Origin of the sequence: Limimaricola sp. (assembly GCF_016125575.1) — a bacterium.
Classification (GTDB): domain Bacteria; phylum Pseudomonadota; class Alphaproteobacteria; order Rhodobacterales; family Rhodobacteraceae; genus WGLM01.
The window spans coordinates 344,560-369,238 of the sequence record NZ_WGLM01000002.1; the positions used below are offsets into that span (position 1 = coordinate 344,560).

20 protein-coding genes and 1 tRNA gene are annotated in these 24,679 nt (G+C 67.1%); 3 read left to right on the forward strand and 18 right to left on the reverse strand.

Annotated features, from left to right (window positions below; genetic code table 11):
- Positions 1-5: 5 nt before the first annotated feature.
- Genes GC146_RS03150 through GC146_RS03175 form a run of 6 tightly spaced genes read right to left on the reverse strand, consistent with a single transcriptional unit; the run spans position 6 to position 5,563 of the window.
- The gene (locus GC146_RS03150) at positions 6-803 is read right to left on the reverse strand and encodes an MBL fold metallo-hydrolase (RefSeq protein ID WP_291834234.1); all 798 of its coding nucleotides are present in this window, start codon (positions 801-803) and stop codon (positions 6-8) included.
- On the reverse strand, positions 803-1,642 hold the full coding sequence (locus GC146_RS03155; RefSeq protein ID WP_291834236.1) for a TatD family hydrolase: 840 nt from the start codon (positions 1,640-1,642) through the stop codon (positions 803-805). The genes GC146_RS03150 and GC146_RS03155 overlap by 1 nt, the downstream gene beginning before the upstream one ends.
- An 11-nt stretch (positions 1,643-1,653) precedes the next feature.
- The gene (locus tag GC146_RS03160) at positions 1,654-2,778 is read right to left on the reverse strand and encodes a DNA polymerase III subunit delta' (protein WP_291834239.1); all 1,125 of its coding nucleotides are present in this window, start codon (positions 2,776-2,778) and stop codon (positions 1,654-1,656) included.
- Positions 2,769-3,386 carry a dTMP kinase gene (tmk, locus tag GC146_RS03165; protein WP_291834242.1) on the reverse strand — a complete coding sequence of 206 codons (618 nt, stop codon included), beginning with the start codon at positions 3,384-3,386 and terminating at the stop codon, positions 2,769-2,771. The genes GC146_RS03160 and tmk overlap by 10 nt, the downstream gene beginning before the upstream one ends.
- 14 nt (positions 3,387-3,400) lie before the next feature.
- The gene (locus tag GC146_RS03170; RefSeq protein WP_291834245.1) at positions 3,401-4,582 is read right to left on the reverse strand and encodes a D-alanyl-D-alanine carboxypeptidase family protein; all 1,182 of its coding nucleotides are present in this window, start codon (positions 4,580-4,582) and stop codon (positions 3,401-3,403) included.
- Positions 4,583-4,612: 30 nt separating this feature from the next.
- Positions 4,613-5,563 carry an SPOR domain-containing protein gene (locus tag GC146_RS03175; RefSeq protein ID WP_291834247.1) on the reverse strand — a complete coding sequence of 317 codons (951 nt, stop codon included), beginning with the start codon at positions 5,561-5,563 and terminating at the stop codon, positions 4,613-4,615.
- Positions 5,564-5,867: 304 nt separating this feature from the next.
- On the opposite strand from GC146_RS03175, the gene GC146_RS03180 reads away from it, so the two are divergent.
- A tRNA-Ser gene (locus GC146_RS03180) sits at positions 5,868-5,957 on the forward strand.
- Between the two features lie 351 nt (positions 5,958-6,308).
- Here the strand turns inward: GC146_RS03180 and GC146_RS03185 are convergent.
- Positions 6,309-7,565, reverse strand: coding sequence for an FAD-dependent oxidoreductase (locus GC146_RS03185; protein ID WP_291834250.1), 1,257 nt, complete (start codon positions 7,563-7,565; stop codon positions 6,309-6,311).
- A gap of 235 nt (positions 7,566-7,800) precedes the next feature.
- On the opposite strand from GC146_RS03185, the gene GC146_RS03190 reads away from it, so the two are divergent.
- The gene (locus GC146_RS03190) at positions 7,801-8,472 is read left to right on the forward strand and encodes a response regulator (protein ID WP_291834253.1); all 672 of its coding nucleotides are present in this window, start codon (positions 7,801-7,803) and stop codon (positions 8,470-8,472) included.
- Positions 8,469-9,902, forward strand: coding sequence for a sensor histidine kinase (locus GC146_RS03195; RefSeq protein WP_291834255.1), 1,434 nt, complete (start codon positions 8,469-8,471; stop codon positions 9,900-9,902). Before GC146_RS03190 ends, GC146_RS03195 begins: the two co-directional genes overlap by 4 nt.
- Here GC146_RS03195 and GC146_RS03200 read toward each other — a convergent pair.
- From GC146_RS03200 to GC146_RS03250, 11 genes are all read right to left on the reverse strand, one after another.
- The gene (locus tag GC146_RS03200) at positions 9,895-10,896 is read right to left on the reverse strand and encodes an ABC transporter substrate-binding protein (protein ID WP_291834257.1); all 1,002 of its coding nucleotides are present in this window, start codon (positions 10,894-10,896) and stop codon (positions 9,895-9,897) included. The genes GC146_RS03195 and GC146_RS03200 overlap by 8 nt on opposite strands.
- A gap of 137 nt (positions 10,897-11,033) precedes the next feature.
- Complete coding sequence (locus GC146_RS03205; protein WP_291834258.1) at positions 11,034-12,083, reverse strand: ABC transporter substrate-binding protein; 1,050 nt, start codon at positions 12,081-12,083, stop codon at positions 11,034-11,036.
- Positions 12,084-12,154: 71 nt separating this feature from the next.
- Positions 12,155-13,060, reverse strand: coding sequence for an ABC transporter permease (locus GC146_RS03210; RefSeq protein WP_291834260.1), 906 nt, complete (start codon positions 13,058-13,060; stop codon positions 12,155-12,157).
- Complete coding sequence (locus GC146_RS03215; protein ID WP_291834262.1) at positions 13,057-13,899, reverse strand: ABC transporter ATP-binding protein; 843 nt, start codon at positions 13,897-13,899, stop codon at positions 13,057-13,059. The genes GC146_RS03210 and GC146_RS03215 overlap by 4 nt, the downstream gene beginning before the upstream one ends.
- Positions 13,900-14,358: 459 nt before the next feature.
- Positions 14,359-16,038, reverse strand: a complete 1,680-nt coding sequence (locus tag GC146_RS03220; RefSeq protein ID WP_291834264.1) for a winged helix-turn-helix domain-containing protein — start codon at positions 16,036-16,038, stop codon at positions 14,359-14,361.
- Positions 16,039-16,132: 94 nt separating this feature from the next.
- On the reverse strand, positions 16,133-16,852 hold the full coding sequence (locus tag GC146_RS03225; RefSeq protein WP_291834266.1) for an LrgB family protein: 720 nt from the start codon (positions 16,850-16,852) through the stop codon (positions 16,133-16,135).
- The gene (locus GC146_RS03230; protein ID WP_291834269.1) at positions 16,849-17,289 is read right to left on the reverse strand and encodes a CidA/LrgA family protein; all 441 of its coding nucleotides are present in this window, start codon (positions 17,287-17,289) and stop codon (positions 16,849-16,851) included. The genes GC146_RS03225 and GC146_RS03230 overlap by 4 nt, the downstream gene beginning before the upstream one ends.
- Before the next feature lie 237 nt (positions 17,290-17,526).
- Positions 17,527-18,222: a cyclic nucleotide-binding domain-containing protein gene (locus tag GC146_RS03235; RefSeq protein ID WP_291834271.1), complete on the reverse strand. Its 696-nt coding sequence runs from the start codon at positions 18,220-18,222 to the stop codon at positions 17,527-17,529.
- A gap of 125 nt (positions 18,223-18,347) precedes the next feature.
- Positions 18,348-20,570 (reverse strand): cyclic nucleotide-binding domain-containing protein, encoded by a 2,223-nt coding sequence (locus GC146_RS03240; protein WP_291834272.1) that lies wholly within the window; start codon positions 20,568-20,570, stop codon positions 18,348-18,350.
- Positions 20,560-21,171 carry a cyclic nucleotide-binding domain-containing protein gene (locus GC146_RS03245; protein ID WP_291834274.1) on the reverse strand — a complete coding sequence of 204 codons (612 nt, stop codon included), beginning with the start codon at positions 21,169-21,171 and terminating at the stop codon, positions 20,560-20,562. Before GC146_RS03245 ends, GC146_RS03240 begins: the two co-directional genes overlap by 11 nt.
- 156 nt (positions 21,172-21,327) lie before the next feature.
- On the reverse strand, positions 21,328-24,456 hold the full coding sequence (locus tag GC146_RS03250) for an adenylate/guanylate cyclase domain-containing protein (RefSeq protein ID WP_291834276.1): 3,129 nt from the start codon (positions 24,454-24,456) through the stop codon (positions 21,328-21,330).
- Between the last annotated feature and the right edge of the window lie 223 nt (positions 24,457-24,679).

A 24,679-nucleotide genomic window follows, 5' to 3' on the forward strand; every position in this document is an offset into this window, starting at 1 on the left:
GGCCGTCACAGCGGGAAGCTCAGCGTCATGCCGTCATGGGCGGGGGTGACGTTGGCGGGCGTCTCGGCCTCAAGCGTGTCGAAGTCGAGATCGACATGCAGGTCGGTCAGGACGGCGAGGCGCGGCCGGGCGCGAGCGATCCAGTCCAGCGTCTGGGCGAGGTGGGCATGGGTAGGGTGCGGTTTGCGCCGCAGCGCGTCGACGATCCAGCACTCCAGCCCGTGCAGGTGCGCCCAGGCCTCTTCGGGGATGTCGGAGACGTCGGGCATATAGGCGACATCGGCCACGCGCAGGCCTTGCGCGTCGATGTTGCCATGGGTGACGGCGAAAGGCGTGATGTCGATCGGGCCGCCGGCGCCGGTGATGCGGAACGGGCCCTCGATGGTGTTGAGGTCGAGGATCGGCGGGTAGCTGGACCCGCGCGGCTGCACGAAGGCGTAGCCGAAGCGGTTCAGCAGCGCCTCTGTCGTGGCGGGATCGGCCCAGACCTGAAGGCGTGCGCGCATGTTGAAGACGATCATGCGCAGGTCGTCGATGCCGTGGACATGATCGGCATGGGCGTGGGTGTAGACCACCGCGTCAAGCGCGCCCACGCCGGCGTCGAGCAGCTGCATGCGCAGGTCGGGCGAGGTATCGACGAGGACGCGGGTGGTGCCGCCGGCATCCTCGCGCGTCAGCAGGATCGAGCAGCGGCGGCGGCTGTTCTTGGGGTTGGCCGAGTCGCAATCGCCCCAGTCGCCGCCGATGCGCGGCACCCCGCCGGACGAGCCGCAGCCAAGGATGGTGACCGTGAGCGTCGCCATCAGGCAGCACCTTCGTTGCGCGCGGCGCGGGTAAAGAGCCTGTCGAAATTGGCCGATGTCAGCGCGGCGAAGGCGGCGTAGTCCATCCCCATCACCTCGGCGCCGACGCGGGCGGTCAGCGCGACGTGGGCGGGTTCGTTACGCTTGCCGCGATGGGGCGGCGGGGCGAGGTAGGGGCTGTCGGTCTCGACCAGCAGACGCTCGGGCGGGCAGGCGGCGAAGATCGCCCGCAGCTCGGCCGATTTGGGGAAGGTCGCGATGCCCGACATCGACAGGTAGAAGCCGAGATCGAGCGCGGCATGGGCCAGCGCCCGGGACGACGAAAAGCAATGCATGACGCAAGAATAGGCGCCGTTGCGGTATTCCTCGGCCAGGATGCGGGCCATGTCGTCGTCTGCGTCGCGGGCGTGGATGATCAGCGGCAGGCCGGTTTCGCGCGCCGCGGCGATGTGGATGCGCAGCGAGGTCTGCTGGATCGCGGCACTTTCGGCGGTGTAGTGATAATCGAGCCCGGTTTCGCCGATGCCCACGAATTTCGGATGGCGGGCCAGCGCGACGAGTTGGTCGACGGTGGCCAGCGGTTCTTCGGCCGCGCTCATCGGGTGCGTGCCTGCGGCGTAGAAGACGCCGTCGTAGCTTTCGGCGATGGCGCGGACCTGCGGTTCCTGCCGCAGGCGGGTGCAGATGGTGACCATGCGGGTGACGCCGGCCGCGCGGGCGCGGGCGATGACGGCGTCACGCTCGCCCTCGAAATCGGAAAAATCGAGGTGGCAATGGCTATCCACGACCTCGGGCAGGCCGGTCGGGTGCGGCTGTGTCTCGGGCTGCGGGGGAACCATGCGGGGTTGCCTCAGGCTGCGGCGACCGATTGCGCCGTCTCTTCGATCCTGAAGATCATATCGAGGATCAGCGCGGCAGGGTCAAGGTTGACCGCCCGTCCGCGTTCGGCCCGTGCCCCAAGGTCTTGCTGCGCGACGGCCCAGGCCCGTGCAGCGCCGGCATCTGGCGAGAGGCGGGCGAAAAGCGCGGCCTCGCCGTCAGCAGCCTCAAGGGCGGGGGGGCCAAGGACACCGGTCCGGGCGAGCCGGGCCAAGGCGAGATCCATCAGCGTGACGGCAAGCGCGAAGCGGCCATCGGTTCCGCGCCCGGCGCAGCTGTCGGCCAGCCGGATTGCCGCGGGCCGGTCAAGCCGGGGCAGGCCTGCCAGCAGTCCCACCAAATCGCGGTAGAGGGTCAGCCCATCGCCCTCGATCAGCCGGATCGCATCGCCGACCGAGCCGGCAGCCAGCGCACCCAGCGCATCGGCCTCGGCCGCAGTATGGCCGGCCTGTTCCAGTGCGGCGCGCAAGTCCGCCGGCGAGAGCGCGGCGCAGCGCAATTCGCGGCAGCGCGACCGGATGGTGGGCAAGAGGCCGGCCGGTCGGTGCGAAACCAGCAGCAACGTGGCCAGTGCCGGTGGCTCCTCAAGCTCCTTGAGCAGGGCGTTGGCGGCGGCGGGGCCCATCTCGTCGACGCTGTCGACGATCACCACGCGACGGCCACCATCGGCTGCGGACAGGTGGAAGAAGGATTTCAGCCCGCGCACACGCTCCACCGCGATGGTCTGGCTCAGCCGGTCGCCCTTTTCAGTCGGGCCGCGGCGCAGAACGTGCAGCCGGGGATGTGCCCCGGCGTGAACAAGCCGGGCATCGGTGTTGCCCTCGGGCAAGGCCAGCGTGTCAGGCGGCGGCGCGGCGAAAAGTCCGCCCGGTGCGGGCTGGGCCAGCAGGAAGGCGGCGAGTTTCCACGCCAGCGTCGCCTTGCCCACGCCGCGCGGCCCGGTCAGCAGCCAGGCCGAATGCAGCCGGTCTGCGCGAAAGGCATCAAGGAAATCCGCCTCGGCATGGGACTGGCCGAAGAGGCGTGCCGCCTCGCGCGGGTGCGGCGCGCCCTCGATGCGGTCGGGTTCGGGCAGGTCTTCGGGGGCTAGGGCCATGCGTGGACCCGCGCCAGCACATCGGCCGCGACCACCTCGGCCGGGCGGTTGCCGTCGATCACCTGACAGCGGGCCGGGGCACTGGCGGCAAGTGCCAGAAATCCCGCGCGCAGGCCATGCTGAAAATCGAGGCCGAATTCTTCGAACCGGTCCTCGCCCGAGCGGCGGGCAAGGCCGCGGGCCAGCGCGACCTCGGGGTCCATGTCGATGACAAAGGTCAGGTCCGGTTCACGCCCGATCATCAGCGCGTGCAGGCTGTCGACGGTGGCGCGCAGGTCGCCTCGCGTTGTGCCTTGGTAGATGCGTGTGGAATCGGCGAATCGATCGCAGATCACGGTTTGCCCGGCGGCCAGCGCGGGGCGGATCGTCTTTTCAAGGTGGTCGCGCCGGGCCGCGGTGAACAGCAGGATCTCTGTCTCGGCCGACCAGCGGCCGGGATCACCGGTCAGCAGCAGGGTGCGGATTTCCTCGGCGCCAGGGCTGCCGCCGGGTTCGCGCGTCAGCACAACGTCACGACCGGCGGCACGAAGGCTTTCGGCCAGCATCCTTGCCTGGGTCGACTTGCCCGACCCGTCGATGCCCTCGAATGTGATGAAGGGCGCGCTCACCTGCGGCGCGTCTGTCAGGAGGCGCCGGGGGCAGGCGCCGCCGGCTGTTGCGGGCGAACCCAGCGCAGCAGCACCTGCGCCGCCGTCTGCAGCCGCGAGACAAAACCGCCTGCCGCCACCGCCTCTGTCGCCACCAGCGGCACTTTCACGTCTTCCATCCCGTCGAAATGGAACACCATCTCGCCCAGTTTCTGGCCCGCCGCCACGGGGGCCTGGATTGGTGCGGAATAAACGATCTGCGCCTGCACCTGATTGGGAGCGGTGACCGGGACCAGCAATGACACGTCACTGCCCACGGTCATGCCGACACTGGGCGCGTCGCCTGCCCAGACAGGCGCGGTGGCAATGACCTGCCCTGACTTGGCGATCTTGCGCATCAGGAAACTGCGGAAGGCCCAGTTGATCACCCGTTCGCCTTCTGCCGCGCGGGCCTGCGCGGTGGGCAGGCCGTTGAGCACCGCCAGCACCCGGCGGCCGTCCTGCATCGCGGTGCCGACAAGGCCATAACCCGAAGCCTCGGTATGGCCGGTTTTCATCCCGTCGGCACCGGCGACACGGCCCAGCAGCGGATCGCGGTTTTCGACATTGGCGGGCGCACGGCCGTCATAGGCGAAGGTCTGTTGCGAGAAGTAGTGAAAATATTCGGGATAGGTCTTGATGATATGGACCGCCAGCGTGGCAAGGTCATGCATGCTCATCAACTGGCCCGGATCGGGCCAGCCCGAAGCATTGGCGAATTGCGAATGCGTCAGTCCCAGTTCCTTGGCACGCGCGTTCATCTGCCGGGCAAATTCGTCCTCCGAACCGGCCAGCCCTTCGGCTACGGTCACGCAGGCATCATTACCCGACAGCACGATGATACCTTGGATCAACTGCTCGACCGTGGGTCGGTCGGTTTCGTTGAGAAACATCGTCGAGCCGCCCATGTTCTTGGCCCGGGTCGACACCGCAAAGACTGAATCCAGCTTGACCCGGCCTTCCGACAGCGCCTTGAACAGCAATTCGATGGTCATCAGCTTCGACATCGAGGCGGGCGGCATCGGCATGTCGCCGTTCTTGTCCAAGAGCACGGTCCCGGTGTTCACATCGACGACGTAGGCCGCGGTTGCCGAGGTATCGAACCCGTCGGCCCGCGCGGCAAGCCCCGCGATGGCCAGCGCAACGGAAAGCAGGAGACGGATGATGGAACGGGTCATCGGCACGGGGGGCCTTTCTGTCGGGTCGGATCAGTTGGTGACGAAATAGGCGTCGGGAAAGCCCTGCGCCTTGACCTTGGCCAGCGCCGTCCGCCGTTCGGCCGGATCGGTCAGCGGGCCCACCACGACGCGCCAGAACTCCTTGCCCTGGCTTTCCTGGTGCAGCACCTGCGCGGTGACGCCTGCGGACTTCAGCCGGTCGACGGCGCGGGTGGCGTTGGCCTCGATGCTGAAGATGCCAAGCTGGATGAACGGTTTGGCCACGGCGGCGGTGGGCCGGGCTGCCGGGGCCCGCGGGGCCGGTGCTGCAGCCGGGGCCGCAGTTGCAGGGGCCGCTGCGGCGACACTGCCCGGTGCCATCACCGGGCCGGGCGAAGACGCCTCGGCCGCATCGATGGCCGCCGACGCTCCGGCCGTGACCGGATCGAGCGGTGTTGCAGAGATATCGGAGGGCTGGTCGAAATTGGTGGTGGCCGCCGGCGGTGCGGGCGGCGCGGTGGGTTCGCGCCGCAGGGCCGTAACATTCAGGGTCGCGGGCGCGCCGGCAAGCATTCCCAGCGCGTCGGCGGCATCGGACGAGACCTGCAACGCGGGGCCGGGATTGTTGCGCTCGCGCCGGAAAAGGGCGCCGATCACGAACTTGCCATTGGCCTGATTGCGGATGATCACCCGCTCGGGATCGGTGACATCAGGGTGCGCGACCCAGACCCCGCCCAGCGACGGCCGTCCGTCCCAGAGCCCCTCGCCGGTATATTGAAAGACATTGGGCGCCTCGACATCATGTTCGACCAGCTGGACAGATGCATTGTCTCCGCTGGCCTGCGCGCTGGCTGGCGCGTCGGCACCGCCGCTGCCGCCACCGCCAAGCCCCGGCATCGCGAAATGCCCGTTGGCATCGCAGCCCGCCAGCGCCAGCGCCGCCAAGGCGCCCGCCGCGAAGAGACCCGGCCGATCCATCCTGCGCAAAAGCCTGCTCGTCATGTCATTTCCCCGCCTGGCGCGGCCGGTTTTCCGGCGCGCGGACCGTTATCCGGTCATCGTTGCCTGCCCTGATCGGAGCCGCCGTCATGAACGTGACAGCCCCGACACCGCCTGCAAGATACCGACCCCGCCGCGGTTTTGAAAGCCCACGAGACCGGGCCGGACCCGATTTCCGCCCCACCGGTGCGCAAAGGGGCGGATTCTTGCGCGTGTCGAGGTGCGCGCACGCTCTGGACCGGACCGCGGGATTGTGCCACCACACCGCGGCATCCCGCCCCACCGACATGACGGAGCGGGACCAGATGGAAGCGTGGCCGAGTGGTTTAAGGCTCTGGTCTTGAAAACCAGCGTACGGGAAACCGTACCGTGGGTTCGAATCCCACCGCTTCCGCCACCACATATGGCATTGAATTTAAATGAAACTATGCCTCAAATACTGTGGTATGTTTTCCGCGGCTTGCGTTACCAGGCATCTCCTAGTGACTTGAAATCACGGGCTAAATTGGAGGGCCCGCGATCGGAATTCCCGAATTCCTAGTCGGGCGTTTTATTGTCGCATCCCTTGGGGGATCAAGATTGCACGGCATATGCGTGGCCGTGACCAGACTGCCGCACGATACCTCGGCCTGATGTAAAGTCATGAAAACCCAGTGTTTCTCATACGCTTCAGGGTCACCGTTTCTGACGCCGCTCGACCCCGGCGGGGTCAGCATCACGCCCAGTATGCCCCCTTGACGCCACCCGCCTATGACATCAGTTCGGCAACAGCCGCATCCGCAGAGGCCAGCGCACCCTCCATCCAGCCCACCCATTCCGGGGCGACGTCGCCACCGATCACCCGGATCGGCCCGAAGCTTGGTGCGAAGTCGGCCGCTGGGTCATGGCCGGCCCGGGCGGACATCCAGCTTGCGCCGAACCCCGGTTCGGCTCGCCAATCCTGCAGACCAAGGCGACGCGCCGGGTTGCCCGGAAAGGCTTTGGCGAGGAGCGTGGCCGGGTCGTGGCCCGCGATGTCGCGGGCAAGTGCATGGGCACACAGCAGCGTGGTTCCGTCTTGCACCCATGAATAGGCAAGCCGCAGGGGAGACCGCTTTGACAGATGCTCTGGCGGCGGGGGGCCGTCGATTTCGGCCCAGATCTTCACATCTTCCCCGGCATTGGCGCGGCCAGACGTGTCGGGCCCGACCGTTGTAATCGGCGGATCGAAGGCGATGTGATGAAGGGCCGCCACCGGCACGGCGAGCAGAATGTGCCGGGCCCGCCATGACCTCCCGGCGGCATGTGCCGTGGCCGTGCCGTCCGGTTCGACCACGATCCGTGCGACCCGGATCCCGGTTTCAAGCAGTCCAGTCGGCAAACTCTCGGCCAGGGCGCGGGCCAGCCCACCGCAGGTCCGGGCGAGCCGGGCCGACGGGGGCGCAAACGTGCCTTCGAGTCCGCCACCATGCAAGGCGATCTCGCCCCTCAGCATGGCGGCCGAAACCTCGCCCGGATCTGCGCCGGTCAGGGGATAGATCGCGACTTCGAGAAGGTCGCGCGCCACCTGGTCGGGAATCAGCCGTCGCAGGAGCGTGCCGATCGAGACATTTCGCTCATCCTCAGCCGGGGGTGTGTCGAACCAATGCTGAACCGCGCTCATTCCAGCCGAGAAATTCGGGTAGAGAGCCTGCAGATCTTTCAGGCGCGCAACCTCGCGCAGACCCGGTACGTCCCAGACGGTCGCTCCATCCTCTTCCTCCAGCTCGAAGTCGAATTCCCGTGCCAAGGCCATCATGCGCCGATGAAGTGTCGGGATCAGCCACTCGGCACCCCAGTCCACCTCGCGCTGCCCCGGCGCCAGCGCTGAAGAGCGCGTGCGACCCCCGGGAAAGTCGAGTGCCTCGAGCAGCTTGACAGACTGTCCGGCAGCGGCCAGCGACCGTGCCGCCGCGAGGCCGGCGAGCCCGGCGCCGACGATCGCCGTGTCATGACTGGTCCCCGAGCCCTGCCCGATCATCATCATTCTCCCTCCACCGAACTTGTCCAGGTGGCGCGGCGTTCTTGCACCGTTGTCTCAATCGCGCGGCCGATCAAACAATTCCTGCTGCCATCAAGCGTGTTTCGGGGACGTGCAGTTGCCGGAAAAGGGGCGAGGGGGCCGTCCGACCACCGACGAAGCCGCCCGGTTCAGCTGGCCGTGGCCTTCCGGCAGCGGTCAGCTTAGACTTCGGCGAGGAAATGTAACGGCGGCTGATCCTATGCGCCTGCTGATCGTCGAGGACAACGCGCAGTTGGCCGCCTGGCTGGCCCGCTTCCTGCGGCACGAGAATTACGTGGTCGATGTCATTGCCGATGGCGAGACGGTGGTCGACGGCGCCGACCTCGACGCCTTCGACCTGGCCATTGTCGACCTCGGGCTGCCCGGTATCGGCGGGCTTGAGGTGGTGCGCCACATCCGCGCCCGCCACAGCACCTTGCCCATCCTGATCCTGACGGCGGAAAACGGGCTGAAAAGCCGGGTCACCGGCCTAGATTCCGGCGCGGACGATTACATGACCAAACCCTTCGAGGTGGAAGAGCTGGAGGCCCGCATCCGCGCGCTGATCCGCCGCTCTGCCGCCAAGGTACAGTCGGAGATCCGGGCAGGACCGCTGGCGCTGGACCAGAAGAGCCGGATGTTCAGCATAGACGGCGCGGCGCTGGCGCTGTCGCCGCGCGAGCACGTCACGCTGGAGGCGTTGCTGCGGCGTGCAGGCGCCACGGTCAGCAAGGAGGTGCTGATCGAATGCAGCTACGGCTACGACGATTCCGTCAATCCCAGCGCGATCGAGGTCATCGTCCACCGGTTGCGGCGCAAGCTGGAACATAGCGGCGTGCAGGTCGTCACGCTGCGGGGGCTGGGCTACATGCTGCGGGTCGAGACGCCGTGACAGCGGCCGGGGCGCGCCAGACCGGGCGGTGGCGGCGCAGCCTGCGGCTGAACCTGCTCTTGTGGCTGATCGGCCCGGTCATCGCGACGCTGGCGATCAGCCTCGCGCTGTCCTACGCCACTGCGTTGCGGCAGACGACGCGGATCATGGATCACCAGTTGCTGGCCTCGGCGCGGATGATCGCCGAACAGGTCCGCTATCGCGACGGCGCGATACGGGTCGTAGTGCCCCCCGCCGCGCTGGAGCTTTTCGCCTCCGACAGCCATGACGAGGTTTCCTACGCCGTCATCGGCCCCTCGGGCGACCTCGTTGCCGGGTTCCCGGGCTTTGACACCATCCCCGGCCTGTCCGGTTCGCAGACAACCACGGTTTTCGCCGGACGTTTCCGCACCGAGGTGATCCGTGGCGCGCTGCTGTCGCAGCCGGTGGTCACGCCGGGCGGCACGATCAATGTCAGCGTGGTGGTGGGTGAGACGTTGCGGGCGCGCGACGCGCTGTTGCGGTCGCTGTGGCTCGAAGGGTTCTTGGAACAGGCCGCCCTTGTGATCGCTGCCGCGGTCTCGATCTGGATCGGTATCAGTTTCGAATTGCGGCCCATCATGCGGCTTCGGCAGGCCGTGCTTGGCCGGCCGGCCGGATCCTTCGCGCCGATCGACGCGGACGCGGTTCAGGTCGAGGTGCAGCCGCTGGTCGCGGCGCTGAACGACCACATGGCGCGGCTCGAGGCCGTGATGCGCCGCCAGCGCGGGTTTCTCGACATGGCCGCGCATCAGATCCGCACCGCGCTGACGGTGATGCGGACGCAGGCCGGGTTTGCCCGGCGCACCCGCGAGGTCCCCGACATGCGCGCCGCGCTGGCCGATCTCGATGACAGCCTGCGCGCGATGACGCGGATGGCCAACCAGTTGCTGACGCTGGGCGGGATCGAAAACGACCGCGCCCATCCGCTTCCCCAACCGGTGGACCTCGCAGGTCTGGTGCAGGACATCGCCGCACAGATCGCGCCCCGGGCCGTCGACGCGGGCATCGACCTCGCGGTCGAGGTGGTGGCGCCCTGCCGCGTGATGGCGTCCGACCTTCTGCTGCGCGAGGCGGTGACGAACCTCATCGACAACGCGCTGCAACATGCCGGGCGCGGCGCCGCAGTGACCGTAAGCGTCGCGCAGGCCGAGGGCATGGGCCGCTGCCGGGTCTGCGATACCGGGCCGGGGGTGAATGCCTCTGACCGCGAGGGGCTGTTTTCGAGGTTCCACAGGGGCGACAACGCACGCCCCGGCGGCAGCGGGCTGGGCCTCGCGATCACGTCGGAAATCGCCGCGATGTATGGCGGCCGGGCCTGGCTGCCCGATCCTGACGAGGGGCCGGACGGGGGGCCTGACGAGGGGCGCGGGTTCTGCGTGGCCTTCGACCTGCCCCTGGCCTCTAGTTGACCGGCACCGCGTCGACGAAGGCATTGGTGAAGGTGCGCGTAAGGTCAACGGCGCTGCCCGCCACCCCCGGCATCACCGCAGCCAGCACCCGTTGCACGTTGGCCGGGCCATCGGGCGGCATCCGCCCGTCGACGCTGAACATCGACTTTCCGCGCGCAAGGGCCGCCACGTACATCGCGCGATCCCCGGCGTAGAAGTCGTCGGGCACGAGGGTGGCGATCTGGTCGGCATCATGGCTGGCGATGTAGCGCAGGCCATGGACCAGCGCGTTGGCCAGCCGCTGCACCGTCTGCGGATGCGCGTCGATCCAGGCCGCATCCATGTAAAGGCAGGCGGCCGGGTAGGGGCCGCCCAACACCGCCCTTGTCGCGGCAAGGCTGCTGAGATCGACCAGGACCCGCGCATCGCCCGCCGCGATCAGCCGCGAGACCGTCGGTTCGGTCGTCATCGCCGCCTGTATGTGGTCCTGCCGCAGCGCCGCGATCAGCGTGTCGCCCGCGCCTACCGGCACCGGCGTGACATCGCTAAGCTTCAGCCCCGCCGTGATCAGGAGATACTTCGTCAGGAAATCGGTGGATGAGCCAAGGCCCGTCACGCCGAGGCGCATGCCTCGCAGGTCAGCGATGTCCTGCACCTCGGGGTGGCCGGTCGAGACCATTTCGACCTCGCCCGGCGCAAGCCCAAGCTGGACGACCGACCGGGTATATTTGCCAAGCGCCTGCAACTCGATGTTGTGGTCGTAAAAGCCGATCACGCCCTGAACGGCGCCGGCCAGCATTTCATCGGCCGCCTCGACACCGGCGGGCTCGGACTCGATGGTGACGTCAAGCCCCTCGTCGGAGAAATAGCCCAGCCGCTGGGTGACGATCAGCGGCAGGTAAATCTGCTTTTCCACCCCGCCCACCATCAGCGCCACCTGCTCGGCGCGGGCCGCGGCCGGGCCGATCGCCAGCCCGATCAGGAAGGCCGCCAAGGTTCGCCTGAAATCGTTCATGCGCAATACCCGCCTGTCATGACCTGTCGCGCCTGTCTTGCCGCTACTGAACCACGGCACGGCGCTCCGTGTCGACCCGGCTACGGCAAGAGCGGGGGACATGCCCCCGCTCCGCCTTTCGGCAAGGGTCCTTCGACCTAGTTTAGCCCTTCCAGCTTCAGCGCGGCCTGAACGTACTGGTCGGTGAAGGTCGCGGGCAGGTCGACGTTGCCGCTGATCTTGCCGGCGGCCTTCTCGATGTCGAGGACGGTCTGCGGTCCATTTTCGGGCATCATGCCGAGGCCATCAAGGTTGAACTGGCCCCAGTCCTGCTGCAGGGCGGCAATGTATTCGTCCTGCGAGCTGAGCTGGTTGGAGACGAAGTCCTTCGGCATCACGTTGGCCACATCGGCCGCGGTATGCGTCTTCATCCAGTTCAACGTGGCGACCAGCGCGTTCACGACGCCCTGGGTTTCCGTCGGGTGGGCATCCGCCCAGGCCCGGCTGACCAGCACGTTGGCGGCGGGGAAATCGCCGCCCAGCCATTTGGTGACGCCAGCGCCGGTCGAAAGATCGATGGCCGGGTAGCCCACGTCGAGTTTCTGGATCGCGTTGACAGTGGGCTGGCTGGTGATGCCGCAGACCGCCTTGCCGAATTTCAGCGCGGCGATCATCGTCTGGCCCGCACCGGCGGCGATCTTGGTGTAGTCGGTCGGCGCAAGGCCCGCCCGCGCCGAGACGTAGCTGACAAGGTCATCGGTGCCAGAGCCAAGATCGGTGACGCCTACCGCTTGGCCCTTCCAGTCGGCGGGCGAGGTGATGTTGGTGCCCTTGGCGCACATGATCCGTTCGCCCGGTGCGACCGACAGCTGGATGATGCCGATGATGTCCTTGCCCTTGGTCTGGAAGTCGATGGTGTGGACATACCATGCCCCCGCCATGTTCACCTGCCCCGAAACCACCGCGTCCTCGGCGCCGACGCCGCCGTTCTGTTCCGTCGAAAGCTCGACATGGACGCCGTATTTTTCATACATGCCAAGGCTTTGCGCCAGCTGGTAGGGCAGGTAGATCTGTTTGTCGATGCCGCCGACCATCAGCGTGACGGTAGGCATGTCGGCCGCCATGGCCGCGCCGGCCATGCCGATGCCGAGCGGCAGGACGATTGCCGCGGCCGCCATGCGCAGGGCCGAAAAGGTGGATCTTGTCATCGTGGTCTTCTCCTCCGTGGGTGGGTCCGGTGTCCGGATCCGGGTTGTGGGCTGAAACGGCCTCCTCGCCGCTAGAGCCCCTGAATGTTCTGGTCTGTGTTCGACGGCGGCTGCCAGGCGAGCAGACGACGCTCGACCATCGCCATCAGCGCCTCGGCGCTGAGGGCCAGCGCGCCGATCACCAGCATCGCGCCGAAGACGCCGTTGGCATCGAAGGTGTTCTGCGCGGTCGCGATCACGAGGCCGAGGCCGCGCTGTGAGCCAAGGAATTCGCCAACGATCGCGCCGATGATGGAAAAGCCCAGCGCGACATGCAGGCTGGCGATGATCCATGTCATCGCCGAGGGCACCACGACGTGGCGCACCACCTGCAACCGCGAGGCGCCCAGGATGCGGGCGTTCGACACCAAGTTGCGGTCCACGCTGCGCACGCCCTGAAAGGCGTTGAAGAACACGACGAAGAACACCAGCACCGCGGCCAGCACCACCTTGGACGGCAGGCCAAGCCCCAGCCACATCACGAAGATCGAACCCAGCACGATCCGCGGCAGGGCGTTTACGATCTTGATGTAGGGGCCGATGACCTCGGCAAGGTAGGGGATCTCGCCCAGCAGGACGCCCAGCACGATGCCGCTGCTGACCCCCACAAGGAAACCCAGCAGCGCCTCTTCCAGCGTGACCCAGATCTGCAGCCAGAACGACCCGTAGGCGGTGCCGTTCAGGCCCCAGTCCCACAGCCGGATCACGATCCCGACGGGCGAGCCGAAAAAGAACGGGTCGATGACACCGGTCATCGCGCCGATCTGCCAGCCGCCCAGAATGAAGGCGGCGATGCCGATCTGGCCCAGCAGCACAAGGCGCTTGTGCCGCAGGACCCGCGCATGCGCCTGCGCGGCAAGGGCCTGCTCGCTTGCCCCGGCGGGGGTTTGCGTCGGGGCCTCTCTTTGGGCCTGCGGTTGGGCGATCTCGGCGGTCATGCGGTGTTTCCTTGATTGCGGGTCGCGTCGGCGGCGCGCGCGTAGGCCTGTTCCACCTCCTCGCGCAGGGCGCCCCAGATCTGCTGGTAAAGTTCGAGGAACCGTTTCTCGAAACGGATGTCCTGCACGGCACCGCGCGGGCGCGGCAGGTCGATGTCGAAAACCGCCTTGACGGTGCCGGGCCCCGCGGTGATCACCACGACCTTGTCGGCAAGGCCGATCGCCTCTTCGAGGTCATGGGTCACGAACATCACCGAAGGTCGTTGGCGTTCCCACAGGTTCAGCAATTCGTTCGACATGATCGCGCGGGTCTGCACGTCGAGCGCCGAGAACGGCTCATCCATCAGCAGGATCGAGGGCGCGTTGATCAGCGCCGCGGCGAGGCTGACGCGCTTGCGCATCCCGCCCGACAACTGGTGGGGATAGTGGTTTTCGAACCCGGTCAACCCAACGGTCTGCAACCATTCCATCGCGCGGGCCCGCGATTCCGCATGGGGCATGCCGCGGAACATCGGGCCAAGCGCCACGTTGTCGATGACCGGCTTCCACGGCATCAGCGCATCGGCCTGAAAGACGAAACTCGCCCCCTTGGTGATCCCGTCCACCGGCTTGCCGGAGACGGTGACGGTGCCCGCGGTAGGCCGTTCCAGCCCGGCGGCGAGCGTCAGCGTGGTGGACTTGCCGCACCCGGTCGGGCCGACGATGGCGCAGAACTCGCCCGGCGCGACCGAAAGGTTGATGTCGCGGATCGCGGTCATCACTCCGCCGGTGGGGGTGACGAACCGCTTGGTCACGCCGACAAGATCGACCCCGCCGGGGGTGTCCGCGGCGGCGGTCATGCGCCGCACCGCAGGCAGTCGAAGGGGCAGGGCGCGGGACAAGGGCCCCGCGCCGGGATCGTATCGGCCATGATGTCAGTTCCTCCCAGAACACGCAGGCTCCGGGGGCAAGTGATGTCTTCGCCAGAGCCGTGACCGGACCCTAGACGATCAACCTTTCAACCAGCTTTCAGCCCGACGAGGCAGGCCACCAAGCCCATGCAAGGGCATCTTTCCGAAAAAAAAGAAGGTCTGTCCGCAAGTACTGGCCGGGGGGCCAGGAAGAGGTTGTCGCCGCGGACAGACCTTCGAAGGAACCATTCCGAGGAGGGAATGTCGGCGTTCCTTCGCCGCCTTGCCCGATCCGTGATCTTAATCGAGGCTCGGCGTAGCGTCACATTGGCTGCCGATTCTTGCCGAATTGTTTGCAGGTGCCAATCATCGCGCCGTGGTGTCGGACAAAGTGCCGGACCGCGGGCCTTACGGGCCCGGCAGGTAGCCCGCGAAAGCCTTGGTAATCTCGTCCGGAATGATCGTGTGGCCGAACCGCCCGGCAAAAAGCGACAGCGGCGACTGCAGGACATTGGCCCCATGGGCCCTGTCGCGGAACAGCCGGGCGCCGACATAATGCATATGGCGCAACATGCCGCGGGCGCGGCCACGCGACAGCATCATCGCGACCGCCCGTGCACGCAGCGAAGGCCGTTCGGGATTGGCCAGAAGCGGTTCAAGGAACATCCCCGTCGTCACCGAGCCGGCATAAACCGCCTTTTTCACCGTCTTGATCCGGTCGAAATCGGCCACGGCCTTAAGGACCTGCCCCTTGATGACAAGCGTGTAGAGGTGCGCCTTGGACCCCGGCGTGACCAAGTTGAGCGCCTGATCGAGGCAACGGATGGCCGCCTCGGTCTCGCCCGCGAAGCCCCGCATCTGGCCGACCAGCACCAGCGAATTGGTGGCCGAAACGCTGGCGCGATAGGCATCCTCGGTCAGCGCGTGGGCAAGGTCGAAATAGCCCCGGTCGACGAAATGCAGCAACTTGGCAGCGGTGATCGCATAGTCGGGTTGCGCCTGCACATGGGGCAGGGCCTCGAGGACGAGGCGTTCGATCTCGTCCTCGTCCTGCCGCGTGTCGACGTTGTCGCCCTGAAAGATCACGTGGCCGATCGAGACGTACTTGCTGTGAAGGTTGACCGCGGCCATCAGCTTTAGGACCGGGTCGTCAGGCGCGGCCTCGCGCAGGCTGCGCAGCCGCGCCTCGTTCTGCAGCCAGACCTTTTCGTAGCGGGTTTCGGCAAGGCTGATGATCTCGCGCAGGCGGCGGTCGCTGTCCTTGGTCGTGCCATCCGCCATCGACGACCCGCTGGCGGCCTCGAACATCGCCACCGGAAGGGGCACGGCGTTCTCGACCCGCGTCGCCATCCGGTGCCAGGCATTGTCGAGCAGCAGGCGGGCGACCTCCGCCGCGCTGTCTGCGGTCTGACCGCCCGGCCCCGGCGCATTCGGCAGCAGCAACCGGTGCAGCGCCAGAATGTGGTCGCTGCGGAAATCCCTTGCTGCGGCGATGCAGTTGATCCGGCCCTCTTCCTCGAAGAATGTCAGGTCGACCGACAGGCGCGGTGCCTCGCCCGCGAAGGCGGTGGGCGGCGGGATCTCGGGCAGCAGCACGACATTGCGTTCGGCCCCAAGGGCGGATTTCACCGCGGCGCAAAGGGCCGTCGCAAAATCCCTCGCATGGGGGCGCAGATCGCCCAGGTTTTCCAGCCCGCGCAGGGGGCCGACAACGACATGGGTCTCTGGATACTTTTCGCGGGCCGCAGGGGCGCGGTCGATCCAGACATATCCCTCGCCGTAGCGCGTCGCGATGAAGCGCGGGTCGCGCGCATCGTCGCCCAATTTGCGCCGGATACGGTTGATCAGAAAGTCGATGTTGCGGTCCCGCTTGTCCGATCCCGGTTCGCTGACGGCGTCGAGGATCTGGTCGCGGGTCAGCACACGGTCGGGGCGATTGACCATCAGCGCCAGCGCACGCGCCTCCGACCGGGTGAACTGAATCCGCTCCCCGTCCTCCCTTTCAAGGAAGGAGAAATCGGCCGAGAAACTCTGGCCGGTCAGTTTTTCGACGCTGCTAATCGTTGCCCCCGCGAGTGGATGGCCCACGGGGCGGCAACTTAAACCGAATTCTCGTCCAGTCCATAACCCTCTGGAACGGGCCGGCATTCGTCCTTTCGGGCGAAGGCCGTTGGTGCGCGCGTCAGGTCATCGCGAAGAAGGCGAGGCTCAGACCAGCCGTGGCGAAGGTGTTCAGGATCATGCCGATGCTCGCGAAAGACCCTGCCGCCTGCGAGATGGCGAAGGCGCGGGCGGTTCCCAGTCCGTTCGCCGCAAGGCCCAGCGCGAAGCCCACGGCCCGCTCGTCCGTGACGCCGCCGAGGCGCAGGATCCACGGGCCAAGGGCCGCACCGACGATCCCGGTCAGCACGACGATGGCCACTGTCAGCCCCACCGCCCCGCCCGCCGCAGTCACGTAACCAATCGCGGCGGCCGATGTCGTCGAGCGAAAGGCAAGCGTATCGGCAAGCGTCTGGGCCACCGCCGGGGAGGCGAGGCGTAGAGGCGGAAGCATGCCGCTAAGGATCGCCATCGAAGACCCGGTCAGCAGTGCCACCGTCAGCGGAAGGCGCGCCGCGCTGATTTTCGAGGTCTCCCGCCACAGTGGCACCACCAGCAGAATGAAAAGCGGCTCCATCGCCAGATGGATCGGCGCCGTGTCCCGGAAATAATGCGCGTAGGGCACGTGCAACGCCCAGAGCAGCGCCACGATGGTGAGGATCGAGAGCAGGATGGGCTGCAGGGCCGCGCAGCGCGGGGCCAACCGCTGCAACCGGCAGCCGGCCAAGTATATCAGGACCGTCAACGCGGGCCATGTCAGCGGATTCGCGTCAACGAGGTGCCCAAGCATGTCGGTGCTCATGCCTCTTGCCTCTCTCGCGCTGCGCACACCTCGTTGTCCGCGGCCAAGGGGCATCCGGCGGGTCTGCCGGCGCGGAGGGCGTCGGCCCTTGCCGCTGGCCGTCGCGGGCGGCGGGCCAGCAGGTGCTGGGCCAGCAGGCCTGTCAGCAGGATCGTCAGCAGGGTGCCGCCGATGACCGAGATCAGGATCGGCAGCCAGCTTTCCCGCAAGGTGCCGCCAAGGTCGATGACCCCCACGCCTGCCGGCACGAAGACAAGCGGCCAGAACCGGATGGTTGCGTCAAAAAGATCGGCCAGTTGTGGGTCCGGCCCGCCGCGCCAGCGAAACCGCAGGCCGAGCAGGAATATCGCCAGAAGCGCGCCCGGAAACGGCAGCCCAAGCCCCCCGGCCAGCGCGTCGCAGCCGACCGCCAGCGCGGCCAGCAGGGCCACCGCCATCAACACGGCCGGCCGCCCGGCCGGACCATGAGACCGCCGTCATGGCCGTGTCCGGCCGTTGGAGTGTTCATGTCAGTTCCAGCTTGCGCGTGTCATTGCCCGCCAAGCCTTGCCTACGATTGTTGTAGAAATGTTGGCTTGCCGACATGGTCCGTGCCAGCAGGCAGGATTTCACGCCGACGTGACCGTCAGGGGGCAGGGAAAGGCGGGATTGCAGGACGGCGCAACCGTTCCAGTTCAGCTGCCCGGCATCGCGGTGTCGTGCAGTTGCGCGTTGGCAGCGACCAGCTTGGTCCGGGTATCGCCCGCGACGGCATGTTCGATGGCATGGCGAAGCTCTGCGTCGCGCTGGCACAGCTTTTGCAGCGCTTCCGAGCGGATCATGAAATAGCGCGCAGGCGTCAGCAGGCCGATCGTGGCGGTCGCCTCGCCGCCGCTGAAACAGGTCATCTCGCCGATGAAATTTCCGGGCCCGCAAGCGCCTATGCGTCGGCCGCGCAGGCTGACATCGGCCTCTCCTTGGGCAAGGTAGATCAGCGCGCCTAGGCTTTGGCCCTCGGTTGCAAGGTCGGTGCCCGCCGCGGCCTCGAACCATCCGCCCGCGTCGAGAAACCTGCGCGCCGCGGGCCGGGCCATGCCGGGGAACTTCGACGCGATGAACGCCTGTTCTTCCGGCGTCAGGCGCGTGGTGCGTTCCAGGATGACCATGCGCAGGATGCCGGTCAGGCTGATGACGATCCACACCGTCTGGATGATCGCCGAGGACAGGTTGAACGCACCGACAAGCGAGACAAGAACCAGCGCGGCGGCCAGCAGGTTCGCTGTGGCGTAGGTAAACCCGTTGCCGCGCACGAGGCCGAACTGAAGCGCTGCATATGATCCGATGTAGAGAACAACGCCAAGCAACCCGGCGATATTCAACAGTGCCGGCATTTCACCGCCTTGGATCATGGTGTTCGCAATTCATGAAGAGGGCCCCCGGCGAAGCCTATCGCGAACCGGGCTTCAGGCACAATCAGCGATTGTGCCCGAGGGCAGGGGCCGGGCCGGAAATGCAGCTATCGCAGCGCCTGCGCCAGCGCGGTGGTCCGTTGCAGCCGTTCGGCCAGCAGCGTCAGAAGTGCCGCTTGCAGCGCCTGGCCCAGGTCGGGGGCGATGCGCATCAGCTGGTCCAGCGCGGGCCGGGTGATGACGACGACCTCGCCATCGGTGTCGGCGGTGATGGTGGCGGTGCGCAAACCGTTGGTCAGAAACCCGATCTCGCCGATGATCGTGCCCGGCAGGAAGCGCGCGACGCGGAACGACCGGCCGGATTCGGCGTTGGCATCGGCGGCGCGCGTGGCCGTCATCTGGCCCTCGGCAAGATAAAGCATCGACTCGGCCGGTTCGCCCTCGGTCAGCACGACGCTGCCGGCGGCGATCCTGCGCGTCGCGAAGACGGGGCCGCCGGGCAATTGCTGGGCCTGATCAAGGATCGTTGCAAAGGCCCCGGCGGCGTGATCGCCGGGGGATGCGTCGGCCAGCCGCTGCTCTTCCAGCCAGACCAACGCATCGTCGAGCGTGTCGAAGAGGCGTGCCGTTTCCAGCGCTGTGGCCCGGCGCAATTCGCGCGCGATGGCGGGCGAGAGATCGGTAAAGACAAGGTCCGCCCCGATCCGCCGCGCGGCGCGGGCGGCGCGCGCCAGCATCAGGGCGGTCGAGATGTCCATGCCGGTCACCCGCCTGAGGCACAGGACAATCCAGCGCGGCCGCGGATCGGCGGCGGCGATCTGCGCCGAGAGCCGCTCGGACAGGCGCTGGGTGGAGCCGAAGAACAGATAGCCCTGAAGCTCGAAGATCAGCGTCTCCGCGCCATGCGCGGCAAGCAACCGGCGCACCGCCGGGGGCCGTTCGGTGGACGAGGGCCGCTCGCGCCCCGTGAAGGCGCTGCGCAGGACATCGACGCGCGCATAGGCGATGACGAATTGCAGCATGGCCAGCACGAAGCCCACGCCGATGGCCGTCACGAAGCCGAAGGCCAGCGTGGCGGCAAGGATCAGCAGGATCGTGGCGCAATCGCGGGCGGGCCAGCGGCGCAGGCTTTGCCACAGCCAGCGATGCGCCATGCCCGCGCCGACATAGATCAGGATCAGGCCGAAGATGCCGCGGGGCAGCAGCGAGATCAGCCCGTTGCCCGCCAGCAGTACCAGCGCGACACTGCCCGCCGCGCCCAGCCCGGCAAGGCGCCCCGGACGCTCGACGATGCCGCCGACAAGGTGGGACAGGCTGGGCGAATGAAAGCCCGGCAAGCCGCCGACAAGGCCTGCCACGACATTGGCAAACCCGGCGCGGCGCAGCTCGCGGTCGAGGTTGATGCCCGCGGCCTGGTCGCTGCCCGCCTCCAGTCCCGCGATGTTCAGGATCGCGGCGAAAAGGACAAGCAGCGCGACGGTGGCGACAACTGGTGCTGCGCCAAGCAGCGCGTCGGCATCGACCAGTCCGGGCAACGTAGCCAGCCGCAGGGCGGCAGGAACCGCTGCGCCGGTCGGCCCACCGGACCCGGCCGGGGGGATGGCCTGCGCGTGACCGAGAGCCGCCAATCCGCCGTAAAGGGCCAGCGCGACCGGTAATGCCATGCGAAAACGGCGGCTTGCGCTAAACCATGCTGCAATGACGGCCAGAGCAAAGGGGCCTGACCAGCCGCGCACCGCGTCAAGCTTCAGCAGGTCGGACGGCGCGGCGCTTGCGCCCGCGGGGCCGGCGGCCAGCACGATCCCCTTGAGGATCAGCAGTGCCGCCGTGGCGGCCAGAAAGCCGCCCAGCACGGGGTGGGGAATGAAACGGGCGAGGTTGCCCAGCCGGCAGCCCCCGAAGGCCAGCAACAGCAGACCGGAGGACAGAGTCGAAACTACGACCAGGGCCAGCACGGTCGCAAACAGGGGGGCCGGTGCGGCCTCGGGCATTCGCGCCGCCAGCGCCTGCGCCCCCGCCGCCAGCGCCACGGCTGCCACGCTTTGGCTTTGCCACATCGCGCCGCCGTGCCGGGCAAAGACGGCCCCCAGCAGGGCGAAAGCCAGCGCGCCATAAAGGACAAGCCCGTTCGCCTCGCCCCGGAAGGGCGCGAGCGGCCCGGAAAAGATCAACGCCGAGAAGGACAGAGCCGACAGCGCCATCACGAGGCCCGCGATCAGGCCGGCGGACAGGGCGCGCGCCGCGGCCAGCGGCGCATGGCCTGCCGGGTCCGGCGCGGGCGCGGCACTGGCCCGTCCGACCGTGGGCTGGATGCCGCTTCTAGGGGCCACGCCCACCTGCCATCTGCTCGATGTTGTCGCCCATGCGATTGGCGATCAGCCGGGTCAGGTAATAGCCGAACGCAGAATCGCGGTGATAAAGTTCGATGATGCGGTCGCGGTCGATCACCAGCAACTCGCAGTCGTCCACACAGACCGCCGAGGTGGTCCGCAGCCCGTCATCGGCGAACATGCCGACCTCGCCGAAAAGGGCGCCCGCCTGCAACTCCTTGCCGATCTCGGTCAACAGGATCCGCCCCTTCGACAACAGGTACAGGTGTTCGGCGCGGTCGCCCTTGTGAAAGAGTTGCGTGCCCCCGGGAACGGCGCGCCGTGTCATGAAGGGCACCAGCACATCGACATCCGCGCGGCCCTCCGCGGCCCTGCGGATGCGGCGGAAGGTCTCGACATGCTGCCATGTCCTGAAAACGTTCAACGGCAGAAGCGTGGCATGAAGCACCAGGATCGGCACCAGCCCAGCGCCGGCGGCATAGACGATGAAGGCGACGTTCGAGAAGATGGCAACCATCCGCAGCGGAACGATCGTCTTCATCGAGAAGGTGATGAAAACCAGTGCCGAGGCGACGTAGCCAGCGATTTCAGACCAATGCATGATCATATTTCGTTTTGAAACCGCGGCATGAATGTCAGCGATACCCTACACGTCGATCACATATCTACAACAACTTGAACGCATTTGCCGGCCCCTTGGCGCAACTTCGAGGGTGGGCCGGGTGAACGGCGGGCTACGCCGCCCATGGCAGCGTCCTCAGCGCATGAAGCCTTGGGTCATCGCGGCGAAATGGGGAACCTCCTGCGCCTCGAACTGGCGCAGCGCCGAGGCGAAAAGGCTTTGCGCCTGCGGCCTGTCGCGGCGCGCGCGGGCGATCAGGCCCATGCCCATCTCGATCCGGGCCCGCTGGAAACCTTCGGGGATGATCAGCGTGTCGGTCAGGTGGCGATAGGTCTCTTCCGCGATGGTGCGTGCGCGCAGGCGCAGTTTCACCGCGGCGGGCATCTCCGCCAGCGCCATTTTCGGCGGATCGAACGGGCTGGGCAGAAGGCCCGCGATGGTCAGCATCAGTTCGGCCTTCTTGATGTAGAATTGCTGGTAAAGGCCGCGTTCGGCCCCGGCGCGCACCATCGTCTCGGTCCGCGCCAGCATGTCCAGCCCGGCGCGCACCTTGCCCCGCTTGAAATAGAGGGCAGAGGAATAGAAGGCGGCGATGACGGCCATTGTCATGTCGCCGCGCGCCCGCCGTTCGTCCGACAGCTGTTCGAGGCTGGCATTCTCGATCGTCTCGTCGCCGGTCATCAGGCGCGCGCCCAGCAGAAAGACTAGCGAGGTGGTGTAATCCATCGTGCCCGGCAGCGAATGTTTCATGCCCTCGGTCGCATGGACCATCGCGCCCTCGTGATCCTCGACCATCGCGCAGATCGAGGACTTGACCCAGCCGGCAAAGGCATGGGCGCGGCTGTCGTTATGGGTTTCGGCGTAGTGCTGCAACTCGGCCGCCATCGCGTTCGCGCCGTGCAGGTCGCCCTGCTGGCGGTAATAGGCGGCCATTTCGTAGATGCGCAGCTGGTCGAGGTGCGGATCCATGCCCGCTTCGACATAGGACCGGGTTTCCTTGAAAAGCCCAGCAACCTCGTCCAGCGTGCCGCCCAGCACGTCGTTGAGGATGTCCATCTTCACGATCTTGACGATTGCAAGGTTCCGGTCGTCGCCGGTTTCCCGTGCGATCTCGATCGCCTCGTCGATCATCTGCAGCGATTCGTTGTCGCGCGAGCACTGGTTGGCGGCCTTGGCGCGCAGGGTCAGGCAGATGATGAGGGGCGTGCGGCTGGCCATGGCCTTCAGCCGGGGCAGGTGCCGGTCCACCACGTCGGACAGTCTCGTCCAGTTGCCGACAACGTCCAGAACGCGGGCATAGGTGATCAGGAAATTAGCCAGTGTCGTGTCGTCGATGTCGGCCTCGGCCTGCTCCAGCAACTGGTCGATCCGTTCGAGATGGGCGATGCAGACATCCAGCGCGTAGACCTGCCAGGCCGCCTCGGCCCCCTTGACGTAGAAGGTCACCGCCTTGCCGCGCAGCCCTGCCCTGTCGTAGTGGCGGGCGATGTCGGCGGCCCGCTCTGTTCCGGCATCGGCCTCGACGTCAAGAAGGATCTCGGCCGCGCGCGCGTGCAGTCGGCGCGCCTCGCTATCGGGAACGCTGTCGATGATCGCTTCCTGGACCAGCACATGCGAAAAGCGCCAGTGCCGTGTGCCCGCGACAGGCTCGACCAGCCCATGCTGCGAGGCCAGTTCAAGAACCCGCGTCGCCTCGTCTGCATCGCTGACGATCAGGCGGATATAGCCGTCCTTGATCAGGCGCCCCACGAAGGCCGCCTGCTTGAGCGCCACCTTCTCCGCGTCGCCAAGCGCGTCGAAGCGGCTGAAGACAAGGTGCTGGATCGACCCGATGCGCAGGCCGGACGGCAGCGTCATCTCGCCGCCGCGCGCGGGGTCCGGCAGGACATGGCGCATCAGCTCCTCGGCGAAAAGCGGATTGCCCTCTGATTTCTCGAAGATCTGCCGCTTCAGCGCGTCGGGGGCCGCGACACCGGGAAAGGTCGAGGCGATGAGGGCGGCGATGTCGTCCTCGGTCAGCGGGGTCAGTTGCAGCAGCGTGCCCGGTCCGCCGGGGCTCGCGATGTCCACGGGCTCGCGGCTGGAGATCAGCAGGCGCGCGCCCGAGGCGGGATCCGCCATCACCTCTTGCAGCAGGTCGCGGCTGAGGCTGTCGAGCCAGTGCGCATCCTCGATGACCAGCCGCCGCGCGGGATCGGCGGCAAGGTTGCGCAACGCGTCGCGGATCTGGCGGCGGATGTCGATCGCGCTGGTCAGGTCGGGGGCGTCGTGATCGGGCGTGGCGCGCTGAAACCGCCCGATCAGGTCGACAAGCTGTTGGCTGGGCGTCTGGCCCGCGCCAAGCAGCCCCCCCAGCCAACCGGCGATCTGGGCGCTTTCCTGTGCACCGTCCAGCCGGGCGGCGTCGCGCAGCAGGGCGATCAGCGGCCGCAGCGACGATTGCACGTCTGATGGGCCGCAATAGGCGACGCTGACGCGCAGCCCCTGCGGCAAGCGGTCGAGCGTTTCCCGCACAAGGCGCGATTTCCCGATCCCCGGTGGGCCGATCACGGTCAGGACCGGCGCGTCGGCGGCAGGCGCCAGCAGCCATGCCTCGATCCGGTCGATCTGCTCGGCCCGCCCGACGCAGCCGCCCGAGCCGCGCGCGATCCGCGCATCAAGCGAACTGCGCTGGTCGTGCAGCGCGACGAGGCGATAGATTTCCTGCGCCTCGGCAATGCCCTTGAGGTCATGCGCGCCGACGCTCTCGACCTCGCCATAGCCTTCGATTTCTTGCTTCACCTGCGCCGAGCAATAGACCTCGCCCGGCGGGGCGAGCGACTGGATGCGCGAGGCGATGTTGACGGCGCTGCCCAGGGCATTCAGGCGGTTGCTGTCGCCCATGCTAAGTGCTGCGACCATCACCTCGCCGCTGGAAATGCCGACCCGCAGCCGCGGTGTCGCACCGTAGCGCGCCTCGAGGTCGGCTTGTTTCGCGGCAAGACCCGCCTGCAGCGCCAGTGCCGCCCGGCAGGCGTTGAGCGTGGCATTCTCGATAGCCACCGGCGCGCCGAAGATCGCGAAAACGCTGTCGCCGGCATATTCGACGTAATAGCCGCCGAAGGAATTGATCGTTTCGACGGCGTCGCGCATCAGGTCCTGCATCAGCAGAAACGTTGCTTCGGGACCCAGCCTTTCGGCCAATTCCGTCGATCCGACAAGATCGACCATCAGCGCCGCGACCCAGCGTTTTTCGCCCCGCAAATTCGTGTCGACATAGAGCATTGGCCGGGTCTCGACAGAAATGACTGCCCCGATGGATCTCGAGGTCAGACGCAATGCAACGACGGGCGAATATCCGCATCCGGGTGGTGCCAATGCAATTGTGAATGGCGCACGACCCGATGGCAGGGATTGCCTGGTTGATCGGTTGGTAACCCTAGGTTAGCTTTACCCTCAGTCAAGTCCTTGATCACCCTGCCATTCGGGAGAATGTCCAATCGCCTTC

Bases quoted from the DNA above. Each gene is read 5' to 3' on its own strand.
- GC146_RS03150 (WP_291834234.1), bottom strand. From the start codon at position 803: ATGGCGACGCTCACGGTCACCATCCTTGGCTGCGGCTCGTCCGGCGGG.
- GC146_RS03155 (WP_291834236.1), bottom strand. From the start codon at position 1,642: ATGGTTCCCCCGCAGCCCGAGACACAGCCGCACCCGACCGGCCTGCCC.
- GC146_RS03160 (WP_291834239.1), bottom strand. From the start codon at position 2,778: ATGGCCCTAGCCCCCGAAGACCTGCCCGAACCCGACCGCATCGAGGGC.
- GC146_RS03170 (WP_291834245.1), bottom strand. From the start codon at position 4,582: ATGACCCGTTCCATCATCCGTCTCCTGCTTTCCGTTGCGCTGGCCATC.
- GC146_RS03175 (WP_291834247.1), bottom strand. From the start codon at position 5,563: ATGACGAGCAGGCTTTTGCGCAGGATGGATCGGCCGGGTCTCTTCGCG.
- GC146_RS03185 (WP_291834250.1), bottom strand. From the start codon at position 7,565: ATGATGATGATCGGGCAGGGCTCGGGGACCAGTCATGACACGGCGATC.
- GC146_RS03190 (WP_291834253.1), top strand. From the start codon at position 7,801: ATGCGCCTGCTGATCGTCGAGGACAACGCGCAGTTGGCCGCCTGGCTG.
- GC146_RS03200 (WP_291834257.1), bottom strand. From the start codon at position 10,896: ATGAACGATTTCAGGCGAACCTTGGCGGCCTTCCTGATCGGGCTGGCG.
- GC146_RS03205 (WP_291834258.1), bottom strand. From the start codon at position 12,083: ATGACAAGATCCACCTTTTCGGCCCTGCGCATGGCGGCCGCGGCAATC.
- GC146_RS03210 (WP_291834260.1), bottom strand. From the start codon at position 13,060: ATGACCGCCGAGATCGCCCAACCGCAGGCCCAAAGAGAGGCCCCGACG.
- GC146_RS03215 (WP_291834262.1), bottom strand. From the start codon at position 13,899: ATGACCGCCGCCGCGGACACCCCCGGCGGGGTCGATCTTGTCGGCGTG.
- GC146_RS03225 (WP_291834266.1), bottom strand. From the start codon at position 16,852: ATGAGCACCGACATGCTTGGGCACCTCGTTGACGCGAATCCGCTGACA.
- GC146_RS03230 (WP_291834269.1), bottom strand. From the start codon at position 17,289: ATGGCGGTGGCCCTGCTGGCCGCGCTGGCGGTCGGCTGCGACGCGCTG.
- GC146_RS03235 (WP_291834271.1), bottom strand. From the start codon at position 18,222: ATGCCGGCACTGTTGAATATCGCCGGGTTGCTTGGCGTTGTTCTCTAC.
- GC146_RS03245 (WP_291834274.1), bottom strand. From the start codon at position 21,171: ATGCATTGGTCTGAAATCGCTGGCTACGTCGCCTCGGCACTGGTTTTC.
- GC146_RS03250 (WP_291834276.1), bottom strand. From the start codon at position 24,456: ATGCTCTATGTCGACACGAATTTGCGGGGCGAAAAACGCTGGGTCGCG.